At 71.4% G+C, this 16,110-nt stretch carries 16 protein-coding genes; 12 read left to right on the top strand and 4 right to left on the bottom strand.

What is annotated here, in order from left to right; translation table 11 throughout:
- Nucleotides 1-168: 168 nt before the first annotated feature.
- Genes ABZ795_RS27865 through ABZ795_RS27855 form a run of 3 tightly spaced genes read right to left on the bottom strand, consistent with a single transcriptional unit; the run spans nt 169 to nt 2,623 of the window.
- The gene (locus ABZ795_RS27865) at nt 169-912 is read right to left on the bottom strand and encodes an amino acid ABC transporter ATP-binding protein (protein WP_357532503.1); all 744 of its coding nucleotides are present in this window, start codon (nt 910-912) and stop codon (nt 169-171) included.
- A gap of 2 nt (nt 913-914) precedes the next feature.
- The gene (locus ABZ795_RS27860) at nt 915-1,760 is read right to left on the bottom strand and encodes an ABC transporter permease subunit (RefSeq protein WP_357532502.1); all 846 of its coding nucleotides are present in this window, start codon (nt 1,758-1,760) and stop codon (nt 915-917) included.
- Nucleotides 1,757-2,623 carry an ABC transporter substrate-binding protein gene (locus tag ABZ795_RS27855; protein ID WP_357532501.1) on the bottom strand — a complete coding sequence of 289 codons (867 nt, stop codon included), beginning with the start codon at nt 2,621-2,623 and terminating at the stop codon, nt 1,757-1,759. Before ABZ795_RS27855 ends, ABZ795_RS27860 begins: the two co-directional genes overlap by 4 nt.
- A gap of 121 nt (nt 2,624-2,744) precedes the next feature.
- Between ABZ795_RS27855 and ABZ795_RS27850 the strand changes: the two genes are divergently transcribed.
- The 9 genes from ABZ795_RS27850 to pheT all read left to right on the top strand — a co-directional run bounded on the left by ABZ795_RS27850 (nt 2,745) and on the right by pheT (nt 10,903).
- Nucleotides 2,745-3,026, top strand: a complete 282-nt coding sequence (locus tag ABZ795_RS27850; RefSeq protein ID WP_198408957.1) for a phosphoribosyl-ATP diphosphatase — start codon at nt 2,745-2,747, stop codon at nt 3,024-3,026.
- Between the two features lie 44 nt (nt 3,027-3,070).
- Nucleotides 3,071-3,916 (top strand): ATP phosphoribosyltransferase, encoded by an 846-nt coding sequence (gene hisG / locus ABZ795_RS27845; protein WP_357532500.1) that lies wholly within the window; start codon nt 3,071-3,073, stop codon nt 3,914-3,916.
- Nucleotides 3,917-4,046: 130 nt separating this feature from the next.
- The gene (locus ABZ795_RS27840) at nt 4,047-4,520 is read left to right on the top strand and encodes a PH domain-containing protein (protein WP_327027165.1); all 474 of its coding nucleotides are present in this window, start codon (nt 4,047-4,049) and stop codon (nt 4,518-4,520) included.
- Nucleotides 4,521-4,858: 338 nt separating this feature from the next.
- Nucleotides 4,859-5,503, top strand: a complete 645-nt coding sequence (gene infC / locus ABZ795_RS27835; protein WP_357532499.1) for a translation initiation factor IF-3 — start codon at nt 4,859-4,861, stop codon at nt 5,501-5,503.
- A gap of 20 nt (nt 5,504-5,523) precedes the next feature.
- A complete protein-coding gene (gene rpmI, locus ABZ795_RS27830; RefSeq protein WP_221085149.1) occupies nt 5,524-5,718 on the top strand; it encodes a 50S ribosomal protein L35 in 195 nt (64 codons plus the stop codon).
- Nucleotides 5,719-5,750: 32 nt separating this feature from the next.
- Nucleotides 5,751-6,143, top strand: a complete 393-nt coding sequence (gene rplT, locus ABZ795_RS27825; protein WP_327026717.1) for a 50S ribosomal protein L20 — start codon at nt 5,751-5,753, stop codon at nt 6,141-6,143.
- A 70-nt stretch (nt 6,144-6,213) separates the two neighbouring features.
- Entirely contained in the window at nt 6,214-7,011 is a 798-nt protein-coding gene (locus ABZ795_RS27820; protein WP_357532498.1) for an RNA methyltransferase, read from the top strand.
- Between the two features lie 209 nt (nt 7,012-7,220).
- A complete protein-coding gene (gene pheS, locus ABZ795_RS27815; RefSeq protein WP_327026715.1) occupies nt 7,221-8,288 on the top strand; it encodes a phenylalanine--tRNA ligase subunit alpha in 1,068 nt (355 codons plus the stop codon).
- A 38-nt stretch (nt 8,289-8,326) separates the two neighbouring features.
- Nucleotides 8,327-10,903, top strand: coding sequence for a phenylalanine--tRNA ligase subunit beta (pheT, locus tag ABZ795_RS27810; RefSeq protein WP_357532497.1), 2,577 nt, complete (start codon nt 8,327-8,329; stop codon nt 10,901-10,903).
- 52 nt (nt 10,904-10,955) lie between these two features.
- Here the strand turns inward: pheT and ABZ795_RS27805 are convergent, their stop codons facing one another.
- Nucleotides 10,956-11,840: a Crp/Fnr family transcriptional regulator gene (locus ABZ795_RS27805; protein WP_327026713.1), complete on the bottom strand. Its 885-nt coding sequence runs from the start codon at nt 11,838-11,840 to the stop codon at nt 10,956-10,958.
- A 166-nt stretch (nt 11,841-12,006) separates the two neighbouring features.
- Between ABZ795_RS27805 and ABZ795_RS27800 the strand changes: the two genes are divergently transcribed.
- From ABZ795_RS27800 to ABZ795_RS27790, 3 genes are read left to right on the top strand one after another with little or no spacing between them, the layout of a single operon-like run.
- A complete protein-coding gene (locus tag ABZ795_RS27800) occupies nt 12,007-12,879 on the top strand; it encodes a hypothetical protein (protein WP_357532496.1) in 873 nt (290 codons plus the stop codon).
- A complete protein-coding gene (locus ABZ795_RS27795; protein ID WP_357532495.1) occupies nt 12,876-15,161 on the top strand; it encodes a hypothetical protein in 2,286 nt (761 codons plus the stop codon). The genes ABZ795_RS27800 and ABZ795_RS27795 overlap by 4 nt, the downstream gene beginning before the upstream one ends.
- The gene (locus tag ABZ795_RS27790) at nt 15,161-15,976 is read left to right on the top strand and encodes a hypothetical protein (RefSeq protein ID WP_357532494.1); all 816 of its coding nucleotides are present in this window, start codon (nt 15,161-15,163) and stop codon (nt 15,974-15,976) included. Before ABZ795_RS27795 ends, ABZ795_RS27790 begins: the two co-directional genes overlap by 1 nt.
- Nucleotides 15,977-16,110 lie beyond the last annotated feature (134 nt).

The following is a 16,110-nucleotide window of genomic DNA, read 5'->3' as shown; positions in this document are numbered from 1 at the left end:
CCCGACCCCGCGAAACGTTGGGCTGGGACACCCCAGCCCAACGCCTGGCCCAACTCATCACTACCTAACGATTGCACTCACCCCTTGACCCCGCCATCCTTCAAGCTGCCGCCAACCTCATGATCAACCCTCCCCGCAGGGTGGCGGGGAGAGGGAGGGGTGGTGGGGTCAGAGGCGGCGGGCCTCGATGATGCGGGTCAGGAACTGGCGGGTGCGGGGGTGCACCGGGTCGGCCAGCACCTGGCTGGGGGGACCGGATTCGATCACCCGTCCGGCGTCGAGGAAGCAGACCTGGTCGGCCACGTCCCGGGCGAAGCCCATCTCGTGGGTGGCCAGCACCATGGTCATCCCCTCGCCCTTGAGGTCGCGGATCATCGTCAGCACCTCGCCGACCAGCTCCGGATCCAGGGCCGAGGTGACCTCGTCGAGCAGCAGCAGCCGGGGGGAGTTGGCCAGCGCCCGGACGATCGCCACCCGCTGCTGCTGGCCGCCGGAGAGCCGATCCGGGTACGCGTCGGCCTTGGCCCCCAACCCCACCCGCTCCAGCAGCTCCCGGGCCCGGGCCTCCGCCTCGGCCCGCGCCCGGCGGTGCACCCGACGGGGCGCCAGGGTGATGTTGTCCAGCACACTCAGGTGCGGGAAGAGGTTGTACGACTGGAACACCATGCCGATGCGGCGGCGTACCTTGTCGGGGTCGACGCCGGGGGCGGTGATGTCCTCGCCGTCCAGCTCGATGGTCCCGTCGTGCAGGTCCTCCAGCAGGTTGATGCAGCGCAGCAGGGTCGACTTGCCTGAACCGGAGGACCCGATCAGGGCCACCACCTGGTGTTCGGCCACGGTCAGGTCGAGACCGTCGAGGACCACCTGGTCGCCGAAGACCTTGCGCAGTCCTCGGCACCGCAACACGTCCATGGTCAGCCTCCGGACTGGCGTCGGGCCGCCCGCAGCGTCACCCGGTCGGTGACGGCGATCAGCGGAATGGCCAGCAGGACGAAGAGCACCCCGGCCAGGATGTACGGGGTGTAGTTGAAGGTCTGCGCGGTCTCGATCTGCGCGGCCCGGACCGCGTCGATCGGCCCGGCCAGGGAGACCAGACCGACGTCCTTCTGCAACGCCACCACGTCGTTGAGCAGCGGCGGCGCCACCCGCCGGACGGCCTGGGGCAGCACCACGTGCCGCATGGTCTGCCGGTAGGTCAGCCCCAGGGACCGGGCCGCCGCCAACTGGCTGGGATGCACCGACTCGATGCCGGCGCGGAACACCTCGGCCAGGTAGCCGCTGTAGGTGAGCACCAGCGCCAACCCGCCCAGCACCAGCACCGACGGCATGCCCTGCAACCGCAGACCGGGTACGCCGAGGGTGAGCACGTAGAGCACGATGATCAGCGGCAGGCCCCGGAAGGCGTACGTGTAGCCGGTGGCCAGGGCCCGGATCGGGAAGAAGACCGGCCCCCGCAGGGTACGCAGGATCGCGATGATCAGCCCGAGCAGCAGCGCCCCGAGCGCGCAGCAGACCAGCAACCGCAGATTGAGCCAGAGGCCGGTCAGCACCGCCGGCAGGGCGTCGCGGGCGATCTGCGGATCCAGGAAGGAGGCGCGTACCCGCTCCCAGCCGGGTGCCCCGGTCACCGCGATCGCCAGCAGGGTGCCGATCGCCGCCGTGGAGGCGGCGGCGATCAGCACACTCAACGTGGTCTGCCGGCGGCGGTACTCCTCGCGGGCCCGCTGGGCAGGGGAGGGGACGTGACGGGTGGTGCTCACGTGAGCTCAGGGGCTCCCGCGACCTGGGCCAGCCAGCGCTGCTCCAACTCCTTCAACACCCCGTCGGCGGAGAGGGCCCCGACCGCGTTGCTGACACAACCGGTCAGCGGGGAGTCCTTGTCCAGCAGCAGCCCGAACGCCTCCGGGGTGCCCACCTGCGGCAACTGCCCGACGATCACCGCGTCCTCGATCTCGGCGGCGGTGATGTAGAAGGCGGTGGGCAGGTCGACGACCAGGCCGTCGAGCTGGCCGTTCTGCAGGGCCTTCTTGGCGTCGTCGTTGCTGTTGTAGACCTGCGGCTGCTGGGTCGGCTTCACCAGGTCGGTGATCGCCTGGTAGCTGGTCGTGCCGACCTGGGCGCCGAGCTTGGCGTCGCGCAGGTCCGCCAGGCTGGTCTTGCCGGCGATCTTGGAGGACTTCAGGGCGATGACGGTCTGCCGCACCAGGTAGTAGGGGGCGGAGAAGTCCACCGCCTTCTTGCGCTCGTCCGTGATCGAGAACTGGTTGATGTCGAAGTCGAAGGTCTTGGGGCCGGGGGCGATGGCCGAGTCGAACTTCACCCGGGTCCAGACGACCTCGTCGCGGGTGTAGCCGAGCTTCTCCGCCACCGCGTACGCCACCGCCGACTCGTAGCCCTCACCGTTGTCGGGCTTGTTGTCGACGAACCACGGCTGGTAGGCCGGCTCGTCGGTGGCGATGGTGAGCTTGCCGGGGGTCTGGGTGGGTAGGTTCTCCTTGGCGCACGCGTTGACGCCGGAGGCCGTGGGCTGGGGGGCGGGCTCGTTCTGCGGGGCGCAGGCGGCGACCGCGAAGAGGACCGCGCCGGCCGTGGCGAGGGTACGGATGCGTGGGGTGCTGACCATGGCCGACAGCGTACGACCACCCGCGGTAGCTGCCGTAGCGCTGTCCCACCACGGTGGTAAGGAATACAGGTCCCGCTCACCGGTCACCACCGGACCCGGTGCGTGCCGCCACCCAGGGCGACTGGGAGAATCCGGTTCCGTGAAGACGTTCGAGGAGTTGTTCGCCGAGCTGCAGGCCAAGGCCGCGGCCGGCACCCCCGGCTCGGGCACGGTCGCCGCGCTGGAGAAGGGGGTGCACTTCATCGGCAAGAAGGTGGTCGAGGAGGCCGCCGAGTCGTGGATGGCCGCCGAGCATGAGGGGCCGGAGCGCACCGCCGAGGAGATCTCCCAGCTGCTCTACCAGGTTCAGGTGTTGATGCTCGCCAGCGGGCTGGAGCTCAAGGACGTCTACCGACATCTCTGAGTGCCCGCCGTCGACCCTGGATCCGATCGAAGGAGCACTCCGTCATGCTGCGTGTCGCCGTACCCAACAAGGGCGCCCTGGCCTCCTCGGCCGCCGAGATGCTGCGCGAGGCGGGCTACCGCCAGCGCAGCGACCCCAAGGACCTGGTCTGCCGGGACGAGGCCAACGACATCGAATTCTTCTACCTGCGTCCCAAGGACATCGCCACCTACGTCGGCTCCGGTGATCTGGACGTCGGGATCACCGGCCGGGACCTGCTGATCGACTCCGGCGCACCCGCCGAGGAGGTCGTGGACCTGAGCTTCGGCCGGGCCACCTTCCGGTTCGCCGCCCGCCCGGACGACGTCGACGACGTACGGGAGCTGGGTGGGCACCGGATCGCCACCGCCTACCCGGGCCTGGTCGAGCGCTACCTGGCCGAGCTGGGGGTCAAGGCCGAGGTGATCCGCCTCGACGGGGCGGTGGAGAACGCCATCCGCCTGGGCGTGGCCGACGTGGTGGCCGACGTGGTGGAGACCGGGGCCACCCTGCGCCAGGCCGGCCTGGTGGTCTTCGGTGAGCCGCTGCTGCGCTCCTCGGCGGTGCTGGTCCGGCGGGCCGGGGCGACCGCGAACCCGCAGGCGGAGCAGTTGCTGCGCCGGCTGCACGGGGTGCTGGTGGCCCGCCGGTACGTGATGCTGGCCTACGACGTGCCGGCCGGTCTGCTGGACCGGGCCAGTTCCCTGACCCCGGGCATCGAGTCGCCGACGGTCTCCCCGCTGCACCGCGAGGGTTGGGTGGCGGTGCAGGCCATGGTGCTCCGCGACGACGTGCACCGGATCATGGACGAGCTCTACGAGCTGGGGGCCCGGGCGATCCTGGTCACCAACATCCACGCCTGCCGGTTGTGAGGCCGGCGTCGGTGCTGGTGTCGCCGCGTGTGGCGCCATCGGTCGGACCGTGGGCGGATGGCAGACTGAGGACATGAGTCAGCGGCGGGACCCAGCGCAGCCCAGTGCCGGCACGGCCGAGCCTCAGCCGGTGACCGGCGGTGAGTCGGTCCGGCTCCGACCCCGGCGCATCCGGGTGGTCTGCTGGGTGTCGGCGGTCGTGCTGGTGGTGGTGTTCTCGTTGATCGCCACCACCCTGACCGGCCCCACCGGCAACGGCTTCGGCACCTTCCAGCGCGGCGACCAGTTCGCCATGATCGGCCTAGGGGTGATCTTCGCCCTCGGCGCCCTGCTGTTCACCCGGCCCCGGGTCGAGGCGGACGCGCGCGGGGTGCGGGTGCGCAACATCATCGGCTCCTACGAGCTGCCCTGGGAGGTCGTGCGGGGGGTCCGGTTCGACCGGGGTGCCCCCTGGGCCGCCCTGGAGCTGTACGACGACGACCTGCTGCCGATGGTGGCCCTCCAGGCCGCCGACAAGCAGCTGGCGGTCGACGGGGTCCGGGCCCTGCGCCGGCTGCACCAGGCCCACCTGGCCACCCTGGCCCAGGGCGCCGCAGGCTCCTGATCCCCTGGTCCCGGGCCGCCGGCCGTGCCGAGTTGGGGCCCCGATGGGCATGGGTGTAGTGTGGTCAAGTCGACCAGGCTGTCTGCGTGAGCGGACGGCCGTGAAAGTGGGGCGCCTGCTCCCACCCGAGTCGCCGACTGCGGCGGCCGGGTCCGGTCACCGGTTCCGGGCACCTTCCGGCTCCGGATGCGCGATCCTGTGATCGTGCCGACCGGTCGAGCGGGCCCTGGCATGTGCCGGGGCCTTCTGCTTTCCGGGCCGGTTCCCGACGGGGACCGCTCGGGTCGGCTACCGATGAAGAACCGACTCGAGGAGGCCCCATCAGCGTCGAACCACGCGTGAACGAGCAGATCCGGGCACGTGAGGTCCGACTGGTCGGCCCCGAGGGTGAGCAGGTGGGCATCGTCCCGCTGGAGCGCGCCCTTCAGCTGGCCGCGGACGTCGATCTGGACCTGGTCGAGGTTGCGCCGATGGCGCGCCCGCCGGTGTGCAAGCTCATGGACTTCGGCAAGTTCAAGTACGAGAGCGCACTCAAGGCGCGCGAAGCGCGGCGTAACCAGCAGCAGACCGTCATCAAGGAGATGAAGCTCCGGCCGAAGATCGATCCGCACGACTACGAGACCAAGAAGGGTCACGTGGTGCGGTTCCTCAAGGCCGGCGACAAGGTCAAGGTGACGATCATGTTCCGCGGTCGCGAGCAGAGTCGCCCGGAGCTGGGTTACCGGCTTCTGCGTAGGCTCGAATCCGAGATCACGGAACTGGGATACGTCGAGTCCGCTCCTAAGCAGGACGGCCGAAACATGATCATGGTTCTCGCTCCGCACCGGGCCGTGAAGGCCTCCGCGGTCGCCGCCACGGCATCGCGTGGTGGAGCCCGGGAGCGGACCGCGGAGGAGCCCGCGGCGGCTGCCGAAACCGCTGCGGCCGGTGAGAGCGCAGCAGCCGGTGAGACCGGCGAGACCGCTGACACCAGCGGCCAGTAACAGGGGAGAAGACGTTCCACATGCCGAAGATGAAGAGCCACACGGGGACGGGTAAGCGGGTCCGGGTGACTGGCAAGGGCAAGCTCATGAAGGAGCAGGCCAACAAGCGCCACCTCCTGGAGAAGAAGCCCTCCACCCGTACCCGCCGGCTGACGGGCGTGGTCGAGGTGGCCAAGGCCGACGTCAAGCGCATCAAGAAGCTGCTCGGCCGCTGACGCGCGCCACCTGAGCCCAAGAAGGAGTTGAGATGGCACGCGTCAAGCGGGCTGTGAACGCCCAGAAGAAGCGCCGTACCCTGCTGGAGACCGCGAGTGGTTACCGCGGTCAGCGCTCCCGGCTGTACCGCAAGGCCAAGGAGCAGGTGCTGCACTCGATGCAGTACGCCTACCGGGACCGTCGCGACCGCAAGGGTGACTTCCGGCAGTTGTGGATCCAGCGGATCAACGCGGGTGCCCGCGCCAACGGGATGACCTACAACCGGCTGATCCAGGGCCTGCGCCTGGCCGGCATCGAGGTCGACCGCAAGATCCTGGCCGACATGGCCGTCAACGACGCCGCCGCCTTCGCGGCGATCGTCGAGTTGGCCCGTGCCGCGGTGCAGGCCGAGGGCATCGGCGGCGCGGCGGCCCAGGCCGCCTGATCCCCGCACGACACCGCGAGGCGTCCCTCGACCAGGGGGGCGCCTCGCGTGTGTGTGGTGAGAGGACACCATGCCCTTCACGCCGCGTACCCCCAGGGTGGTCGCCGCCCGCCGACTCCAGCGTCGCCGGGAACGCGAGGCCACCGGCCGTTTCCTGGCCGAGGGGCCCCAGGCGGTCCGCGAGGCCCTGGCCCGCCCCCGGACGGTGGTCGAGGTGTTCGGCACCCCGGCCGCCCTCGATCGGTACGCCGACCTGGCGGCGACCGCCGCCGGCGCCGACGTACCCGTCTCCGAGGTGACCGAGGAGGCCCTGGCGGCGTTGGCCGAGACCGTGGCCCCGCAGGGCCTGGTCGCCGTCTGCCAACACCTGGACGTGCCCCTGGAGACCGCCCTGTCCCGGGCCCCCCGGCTGGTGGCGGTGCTCGCCGGCATCCGGGACCCCGGTAACGCCGGGACGGTGTTGCGCACCGCCGACGCGGCCGGTGCCGCCGCGGTGGTCTTCGCCGGGGAGGCCGTCGACCCGTACAACGGCAAGTGTGTCCGGTCCTCGGCGGGCAGCCTGTTCCATGTCGACGTGGTGCGCGAACGCGACCCGGCGGCGGTGCTGGTAGCCGCCCGGGCGGCCGGTCTCACCGTGCTGGCCGCGACCGGCTACGGCGAGACGGATCTCGATGAGTTGGCCGACGCGGGCCGGCTGGCCGTACCCACCGCCTGGTTGTTCGGTTCCGAGGCGCACGGGCTGCCCGAGGAGCTGATCACCGCTGCGGACGCCCGGGTCCGGGTGCCGCTGCACGGGCGGGCCGAGAGCCTCAACCTGGCTGCGGCTGCCGCGGTCTGCCTGTACGCTTCGGCGAGAGCCCAGCGCTGAGATGAGATCACGCGCAGAGCACGAGGAGAGCGGCCCTGATGGTGGACACACCACGGCGTACGTTTAGCCAGCCCGCCGGTGTCGGCGGGCGGCGGGCCTGACTGCTCTCCGCACCACTCCCACCGGCGGGCTGCGGCGCAGCCGCGCGTCCGTAGACTCGCTTCGCCGCCCCTGAGGGCCGGCACCGCCGTGAGGAGTGCCCGTACGCCATGACCTACCGCAACGATCCGTACGACCCGAAGCAGGTGGCCCTGCTCGACCCGGCCGCCCTGGCCGAGGCCGTGACCGAGGCCGAGAAGGCGTTCGCCGCCGCCGGTGACCCCGACGCCCTGGCCGCCGTACGTCCGGCGCACCTGGGCGACCGGTCCCCGGTCTCGCTGGCCCGCCGGGAGATCGGGGCCCTGCCGCCGGCCGCAAAGGCCGACGCCGGCAAGCGGGTCAACGAGGCCCGCCGCAGCATCGAGCAGGCCTACGCCGCCCGATCCGAGGTGCTCGACCGCGAGCAGGCGCAGCGGGTCCTGGTCGCCGAGCGGGTCGATGTGACCCTGCCCTACGACCGGCGCCCGCGCGGCTCCCGGCACCCGGTCAGTGTGCTGATGGAACAGATCAGCGACCTGTTCATCGGGATGGGCTACGAGGTGGCCGAGGGGCCCGAGGTCGAGCTGGAGTGGACCAACTTCGACGCCCTCAACATCCCGGTCGACCACCCGGCCCGGGGCCTGATGGACACCTTCCACATCGCACCCGAGCAGTCCGGGCTGGTGCTGCGTACCCACACCTCGCCGGTGCAGGCGCGCACCATGCTCACCCGCAAGCCGCCGATCTACGTGGTGGTACCCGGTCGGGTCTACCGCACCGACGAGCTGGACGCCACCCACTCCCCGGTCTTCCACCAGGTCGAGGGCCTGGTGGTGGACAAGGGCATCACCATGGCCCACCTGCGCGGCACCCTGGACCACTTCGCCCGGGCCATGTTCGGCGAGGGCGCCAAGACCCGGTTCCGGCCGCACTACTTCCCGTTCACCGAGCCGTCGGCGGAGTTCGACGTGTGGTTCCCGGAGCACCGCAAGGGCCCCCAGTGGGTCGAGTGGGGCGGCTGCGGCATGGTCAACCCCCGGGTGCTGCGGGCCTGCGGCATCGACCCGGAGGTCTACTCCGGGTTCGCCTTCGGCATGGGCATCGACCGCACCGTGATGTTCCGACACGGGGTGGGGGACATGCGGGACATGGTCGAGGGCGATGTCCGGTTCACCCGGGCGTTCGGCCACGGGGCGTAGTGCGGGCGCGCGAGTTACGGAGACGGTGGTAACGAGTCATGCGAGTTTCTGTCAGTTGGTTGCGGGAGTACGTAGACCTGCCGGACCTGTCCGCCGCCGAGCTGGAGCGGGCCCTGGTCGACCTCGGTATCGAGGTGGAGTCCATCGTGGACCTGTCCACCACGGTCACCGGGCAGTTGGTGGTCGGCCAGGTCCTCGACATCGAGGAGTTGACCGGCTTCAAGAAGCCGATCCGGTTCTGCCGGGTCGACGTGGGTGCCGCCAACGGCACCGGCGAACCGCAGGAGATCGTCTGCGGGGCGCGCAACTTCGCCCCGGGTGACCGGGTCGTGGTGATCCTGCCCGGCGGAGTGCTGCCGGGCGGCTTCGCCATCGGTGCCCGCAAGACCTACGGGCGCAACTCCCACGGCATGATCTGCTCCGCCAAGGAACTGGGCCTGGGCGACGACCACTCCGGCATCCTGGTGCTGCCCGAACACGTCGTCGCCGCCCCCGGCGACGACGCCCGCCCGGTGGTCGGGCTGGACGACATCGTCGTCGAGGTGGAGATCACCCCGGACCGGGGCTACCAGATGTCCCTGCGCGGGCTGGCCCGCGAACTGGCCCACGCCCTGGGTCTGGACTACTCCGACCGGGGTCGCATCCCCGCGACCCCGGGCACCTCCGCCCCCGCCTACCCGGTCGAGGTACGCGACCCGGTGGGCTGTGACCGGTTCGCGGCCCGGATGGTGCGCGGGGTCGACCCGACGGCACAGACCCCGGAGTGGATGCAGCGGCGGCTCACGGTCGCCGGCATCCGGACCATCTCCCTGCCGGTGGACATCACCAACTACGTGATGCTGGAACTCGGGCAGCCGATGCATGCCTTCGACGCCGACCGGCTGGCCGGGCCCCTGGTGGTGCGCCGGGCGGTGGCGGGGGAGAAGCTGACCACCCTGGACGGGGTGACCCGGGCCCTGGCCCCCGAAGACATGGTCATCTGCGACGCCGGCCTGCCCAACCCGCTCGGCGGCGACGGCGACGGGGTGCCGATCTCGCTGGCCGCCGTGATGGGGGGCGAGACCAGCGAGGTGCTGCCCAGCACGGTCAACGTGCTGTTCGAGGCCGCGCACTGGGATCCGGCGATGGTGGGGCGTACCGCCCGTCGGCACAAGCTGTTCAGCGAGGCCGCGAAGCGGTGGGAGCGGGGGGTCGACCCGGCCCTGCCGCTGGTCGCCCTGGACCGGGCGGTCGCCCTGCTCACCGGGTACGCCGGCGGCACCGCCGGGGACGAGGTGCTGGACATCAACCACGTGACCCCCCGGACCCCGGTGACGCTGCCGGTCGACCTGCCCAGCCGGCGGGTCGGGGTGGCGTACCCACCGGCGCGGGTGGTCGCCCTGCTGGAGCAGATCGGCTGCACGGTGGCCCGGGGCACCGACCGGCTGACCGAGGACCCCGGCGAGGTGGGGGTCACCGCCGGGGACATCGACGTCCTCAGTGTCACCCCGCCGACCTGGCGGCCCGACCTGACCGACCCGGCCGACCTGGTCGAGGAGGTGGTCCGCCTGGACGGGTACGACAACGTGCCGTCCCTGCTGCCCACCGCCCCGCCCGGACGGGGGCTGACCTGGCAGCAGCGCCGCAACCGGGCGGTGTCCCGGGCGCTGGCCGAACGCGGCTACGTCGAGGTGCTGGCGCACCCCTTCGTCGCCACCGACCTGGCCGACCAGTTCGCCCTGCCCGCCGAGGACCCCCGCCGCCAGGCCGTACGGGTGGCCAATCCGCTCTCCGACGAGGAGCCGCTGCTGCGGACCACGCTGCTCGGCCCGCTGCTCGGCATCGTCCGGCGCAACCTCGGCCGGGGCCTGCGGGATCTGGCCCTCTACGAGATCGGGGTGGTGTTCCAGCCCCGCCCCGGCGCCGGCAGCCCGCCGGCCATGGGGGTGGACCGGCGACCCACGGACGCCGAGTTCGCCGCCGCCGACGCGGTCGTGCCGCACCAGCCCCGGCATGTCGCCGTCGTGCTGACCGGCGACATCGAGCCGGCCGGCTGGTGGGGGGCCGGGCGACCGGCCTCCTGGGCGGACGCCGTCCAGGCAGGCCGGGAGGTCCTCGCGGCCGCCGGCATCCCGGCCGACCGGATCGAGGTACGGGCCACCGAGTACGCCCCCTGGCACCCCGGCCGCTGCGCGCAGCTGCTGGTGGACGGGGTGGTCGTCGGTCACGCCGGTGAGCTGCACCCGGCGGTGCTGGCCAACCTGGAACTGCCCCGGCGGACCAGTGCCATGGAGCTGGACCTGGACGCCCTGCCGGCGGCCCCGGTGCTGCCCGCGCCCGGAGTCTCCGGCTTCCCCCCGGCCCTGATCGACGTGGCCCTGGTGGTCGAGGAGACCGTGCCCGCCCAACAGGTCCAGCAGGCCCTCACCGAGGGAGCGGGTGAGCTGCTGGAGTCGGTGCGCCTGTTCGACGTGTACGCCTCGGAGCAGTTGGGGGTCGGCCGCAAGTCGCTGGCCTACAAGCTGACCTTCCGGGCCCCGGACCGCACCCTGACCGTCGAGGAGGCCGTGGCCGCCCGCGACGCCGCGGTGGCCCGGGCCACCGAACGCGTCGGCGCCACCCTCCGCGGCGCCTGAGGTGTAAGGAAGGGCCCCTTCTTAACGCCTCGTGTATAGGAAGGGGCCCTGGTTAACAGTCGTCGGGCGGCAACTGCCCGAGCTGCTGCAGGCGGGGCAGGTCCCGGACGGTCATCCGGCGGTAGTCGGTGTCGACCAGCCCTTCGGTGCGCAGCTCCCGCAGGATCTTCTGCACCGAGGTCTCCGAGGCGCCGCAGATGGACGCCAGCTCCGGCTGGGTGAGGCGTACGTCGATGACGACCCCCTCCGGGGTCTGGCGGCCGTGGGTACGGCACAAGTCGGCGATCACCCGGGCCACCCTGATCTTTACCGGGTAGGAGGAGAAATCGATCCGTCGGCGGTTCGACCAGCGCAACCGGTCGGAGACCATGGCGGCGAGTTCTAGGGCGGCGTCCGGATTGGCCCGGAGGAAGGCGCGGAACCGCTCCGAGGTGATCACGCTGTAGCGGGCCGTGCCGCAGGTGGTGACGGTCGCCGAGCGGGGCCGCCCGTTGAGGGCCGACATCTCGCCGACCAGGTCACCGCCGACCCGCAGGGACAGCAGGGCGGTGCGGCCGTCCGGCAGGGCGGCGGTGACCTTGGTCAGACCCTCCTCGATCAGCACCAGGTGGGACTGTTGCTGTCCTTCGTGGATCAGAATCTGACCGGCCGGTACCTCACGGCGTACCCCGAGCCCCAGCAGGGCTTCCCGTACGGACGGGCCCAGCCGTTGCAGGAAGGTGCCGTGGGGCCACTGGGAGTTCGGGTCTGGTTCGCTACGCATCCAGGCTCCTACTCTGCTCAGAAGACGACGGCGCTCGCAGCGTAGCCGGATGGTGGCACTACGCCATACCCGGCGGGACATCGTCATCCCCAGCAGATAGACCAGCAACAGGCCGAAAGTCAGGTGCGGGGCCAGATCCAGCTCCAGCAGTACGTCGATCGGGATGTTCCACATCAGACGAGTGCATCGTGGATCGGGCGACGTAATGCCCGCACGGTACGGGATGACTACTGACGGACATTTCTGTGGATGCCGTACTTCTACGGGGTTTTCGCGGGCCGGCCCCGGTTGTATGTCGCTGATACCCGCCCCTCGCGGGCCGGGTGGGAGGGGGGACGACATGCAACATCCGCAGCGGCGGCTGTTGATCTGTGTGGACATGGAGCGCTACAGCCAGCGCGGCAACCTTCAGCAGTACGACGCCCAACTGGACTTCCATCGGCTGCTGCGGGAGGCGGCCGACGAGGTGGGCATGGATCGGGCCGGTTGGACGACCCAGCAGTCTGGAGACGGTGAACTGGCCGTCCTGCCGACCGAACTGCCCGAGGCACGGGTGATCGGCCGGTTCCTGCCGGAACTGAACCGCCGACTGCGGCGGTACAACGCGGACCGACTTCCGGTGGCCCGCATCCGGCTGCGGGTGGCGGTGCACCAGGGCATGGTGCACCTGGACGGGGCGAACGGGTTTCCGGGCCAGGCGGTCGTCACGGTCAGCCGGCTCTGCGACGCCGCCCCGGTACGGCGGGCCCTGGCCGCCTTCCCCGAGGCTGCGATCGCCCTGGTGGTCTCTCCCGACATCTACCGGGACGTGGTGACCCAGTACCCGGAGGAGCTTCGACCCGGTCGGTTCCGGCGGATCGAGGTGGTTAACGCGGAGAAGGGGTTCCACGAGCCGGGTTGGCTCTGTGTCCTCGGCGAGGACGTCACCTCCTGGCAGGACGAGCCGCCGTCCCCGGAGACAACTCTGCCGCACCCGGGAACAACTCAGCCACCCTTGCCGACAGCTCCACCCGGCCCGCAGACATCTGCCTCGGACCCGGAGACGAACCAGCCGGATCCGGCGGCGGCAGCCCGACCCGAACCCCCGTCGCCGACTGGCGGTATTCGTACCGGGAACATCCGGGTCGAGGGCCAGAATGCCGTGGGACCGGGCGCGATCGCGATCGGCTCGGTCGGTCGTGACGTCGTCCTGCCCCCGGAGGCGGGCCGATGACCGACGAGCCGGTGACCGGTTCCGGCCCGGGCCCCAGCGACCCGACAAACCAGGAGCCCGAGACGGACCGGAAGGCCGAGACGGACCGGAAGGCCGAGACGGACCGGAAGGCCGAGACGGACCGGAAGGCCGAGACGGACCGGAAGGCCCAGCCGGATCAGGAGAGGGAGACGGAGAGCGACCAGGTCGAGGAGGAGGACGACCGGGAGGATTCCCTCGACTCCGGTGAGGTGCTGCGTCGGCTAGCCGGTCTCTTCGGTGCCGCCCCGATCGATGCCGGCGACATGTACGTGCGGGGGCAGAACGCCACCGGCCACGGGGCCCTGGCCATCGGTACGGTCAATGTCACCGCGGCCACCGAGTCGGTGGACGGGCGCCGGGTCTGGTCCGAGACCCTCAGTGAGACGACCGTGCAGGACCTGGTGCGGGGGTACGCGCCGGCCGGCAGCGACCAGCAACTCGACCATCACCTCAAGCAGCGTCACCTGGTGTGCCTGTCCGGGCCGCCCGGCAGCGGAAGACTCACCTCCGCGCTGGTCGCCTCGGTGAGGCGGCACGGGATCGACGGGGTGAACATCCTCGGGGTCGAGGAGCTGACGGACGTGTTCCGGACGAAGCTGGGCCGGCGTGCGGGCAGCGGCTACGTGCTGCGGCTGTCCGAGGAGGCCGTGGGGGAGTTGGACGGCTACACCCTGATGGGGCTGGCCGAGCGGGCCGCGGCCGGGGGGATGACCCTGTTGCTGGTGGGCGACTTCTCCCGGCGGGTACAGGATCTCGCCGGGCATGTCGTGGAGCATCGACCGGCACCCGCGGCCGAGGTGTTCCGGGCCCGCCTGCGGCGGGACCTGGCCGGGCGGTGCGTCGGCTTCTGCGCGCAGGACTGTGCCGGCGAGTGTGTGGACCAGTACGTCGACGAGGAATGCAGCCGACATCCGCTGCTGTCGGCGTACCTGGCCGGTGGTCCCCGGCCCCGCGAGGTGCTTCCCCTGGTGACGGCCCTGGCGCGGACGGTGCCGCGCGGCAGGTCCCTGACCGAAAGGCTGGCCCAACTGCTGCCCCGGCAGCTTCGGGAGCGGGCCGCGCAGATCCTCGACGTGTCGGCCGACGCCGGTGCCTCCGTGGGCTGGTCCGCCGAGCAGGTACGGGCCTTCCGGCTGTCCTGTGTGGTCTTCGCCGGGCTGCCCACGGTGGAGATCCGGCTGGCGGCCGACCGGCTGGTGCCGGGCCCGCACGGGGCCCAGACCGCGGTACGGCTGCGCGGCATCACCCTGGACGAGGTGCTCGGGCCGACGCTGCGGGCCGCCATGGCGATACCGAACGAGGACTGGGCGACCGGGGGTATCCGGATGCAGTTCGCCCCCGGCACCGAGCAACTGCGTACCGCCGTGCTGGACATGGCCTGGACCGACTGGTGGCTGCCCCGGGTGCTGCTGGACTGGCTGGCGGAGCTGGTGCGGGCCGACGAGCCGGAGGTACGGCAGGCGGCGGCCGCGGCCATCGGCTGGTCGGCCGGTCGGGAGGTGCAGACGGTCCTGGAGGTGGTGCGGAACCTGGCGGGGGAGCGGCGCGCGGGGGTACGGCAGGCGGCCGCGATCATCCTGGTCGCGATCGCGATGCAACCCCGGCTGCGGCAGCGGGTCGGTGTCGAGTTGGACCGCTGGGCCGCCGGCCCGGCGGCCCATCTGCGCGACACGGTGGCCCGCGCCCACGAGCTGGGGCTGGCCCGGTTGTGGCCGGAGGCGGCCCTGGGGCAGCTTCGACTGGTAGCCGCCGGGAGGATGCAACGCCGGCACAACTCCGTGGTACGCGGCTTGGTCGAGGTCTACCAGGGCGGGAACGGGGCAGCCCTGGTGAGGGCCCTGGCCCAGTGGGCCGTCTCGACCGACCCGGCCGACCGGGAGGTACGGCTGCACGCCGCGCGGGCGTTGCGGATCCTGGCCGAACGGTGGGCCAGACCACCCCGGGAACACTGGCCGGAACTGCTGGATCTGGCCCGTACCGGGATCATCTCCGTCGACGACCTGGCGACCCTGTGGGCGACGGCGCTGAGCATGCCCGAGACGGCGTACCGGTCCTGGCGGACCCTCGGGTTCTGGCTGGGTCGGGCGGACGGTCAGCCCGAGGTGGCCGCCCACCTGCTGGCGTTGCTGCGGCTGGTGCTGGCCGGTCGGCCTCCGCTGGCCCGTCGGCTGCACCACCAGCTACGGCATGTCTGGCGCTCGGTGCTGCCCGGGTGCGCCCTGCTCAACGACGTCGAAACCCTGATTGCTGAGGATGCCTGATGACCACTGGACCCGCCGGGACCCCCCAGGTGCGACACGGTGTGCCGACGCAGCGACGCCGCTGGTGGCACGCGATTTTTCCGCCGACTGTCGTACCCGCGCCACCGCCTGCCGTGGCGCCGGTCCGGGTCACCTTCCGGCAGGACGTACCGCAGCCCCTGCTGGTGCCGGCGAAGGGTGACGCCTTCGACTTCAACCTGCATGTGGTCTACCTGTGGACCGCGACCGGCATGACCTTCGACGCCTTGGCGCTGCGGGCCCAGGCGCTGCTGCCCTGGGCCTGCGGGATCGTTCGGGAGCGTGCCGTGGACCTGGCCCGGGAGCACGAGCCGCACCGGGCTCATGCCCTGGAACGGGCCCTCAACGACCTGCTGGTTCACCAGCGGTGGCCGCAGGAGGGGAACCTGCCGCACTTCACGGTGCGGATCCGGGTCAGCCCGGACGAGCGGGTGCGGGAACGGTTGCGTCCGTACTGGGAGCAGCGGATCGCGTTGGAGTGCGAACACGAACTGGAGAAGATCCGCACCTGGCAGGCCGACGATCTGACCCGCCGGTGGGCGGCGGTGTTGCAGAACCTTCAGGACGACCCGGTGACCGCGTACGCCGCGCGGCTGACCGGTCAGCAGTTCGCCGAGGTCTTCCACCACTACATCGCCGAACGCCGGGACATCGTCCCCGGGTTGGTGGAGCTGCTGCGGGAGGCGGTCAAGGGCCACGGCGACCTCGGGCTGGGGCCCTCGGAGTACACCCAGGCCTGGGATGTCGCCCTGCGGACCTACGAGCGGCAGCACGGGTTGGCGCGACAGCCGAGGTGAGGTCGAGGGCGGTCCGATCCGCCGCCGGTACGGTGTGGAGTTCGCCGATCGGGGGCGGATCGGCCGAATGGTCAGGACGCTTGGATTATTTGGTTACCCACGAGTCACCTCCGAGGGGTTAGCCTGCTGTGATC

Source organism: Micromonospora sp. NPDC047134 (assembly GCF_040643455.1).
In the GTDB taxonomy this organism is placed as follows: Bacteria; Actinomycetota; Actinomycetes; order Mycobacteriales; family Micromonosporaceae; genus Micromonospora.
Note: the sequence above shows the minus strand (reverse complement) of the source record. Positions and strands in the feature narration are given on the sequence as shown.

Excerpts from the sequence above, each read along its gene's own strand:
- rplT (WP_327026717.1), top strand. The coding sequence starts at position 5,751 with ATGGCACGCGTCAAGCGGGCTGTGAACGCCCAGAAGAAGCGCCGTACC.
- ABZ795_RS27800 (WP_357532496.1), top strand. The coding sequence starts at position 12,007 with ATGCAACATCCGCAGCGGCGGCTGTTGATCTGTGTGGACATGGAGCGC.
- ABZ795_RS27805 (WP_327026713.1), bottom strand. The coding sequence starts at position 11,840 with ATGTGGAACATCCCGATCGACGTACTGCTGGAGCTGGATCTGGCCCCG.
- pheS (WP_327026715.1), top strand. The coding sequence starts at position 7,221 with ATGACCTACCGCAACGATCCGTACGACCCGAAGCAGGTGGCCCTGCTC.
- hisG (WP_357532500.1), top strand. The coding sequence starts at position 3,071 with ATGCTGCGTGTCGCCGTACCCAACAAGGGCGCCCTGGCCTCCTCGGCC.
- ABZ795_RS27820 (WP_357532498.1), top strand. The coding sequence starts at position 6,214 with ATGCCCTTCACGCCGCGTACCCCCAGGGTGGTCGCCGCCCGCCGACTC.
- ABZ795_RS27795 (WP_357532495.1), top strand. The coding sequence starts at position 12,876 with ATGACCGACGAGCCGGTGACCGGTTCCGGCCCGGGCCCCAGCGACCCG.
- pheT (WP_357532497.1), top strand. The coding sequence starts at position 8,327 with ATGCGAGTTTCTGTCAGTTGGTTGCGGGAGTACGTAGACCTGCCGGAC.
- ABZ795_RS27790 (WP_357532494.1), top strand. The coding sequence starts at position 15,161 with ATGACCACTGGACCCGCCGGGACCCCCCAGGTGCGACACGGTGTGCCG.
- ABZ795_RS27855 (WP_357532501.1), bottom strand. The coding sequence starts at position 2,623 with ATGGTCAGCACCCCACGCATCCGTACCCTCGCCACGGCCGGCGCGGTC.
- ABZ795_RS27865 (WP_357532503.1), bottom strand. The coding sequence starts at position 912 with ATGGACGTGTTGCGGTGCCGAGGACTGCGCAAGGTCTTCGGCGACCAG.
- rpmI (WP_221085149.1), top strand. The coding sequence starts at position 5,524 with ATGCCGAAGATGAAGAGCCACACGGGGACGGGTAAGCGGGTCCGGGTG.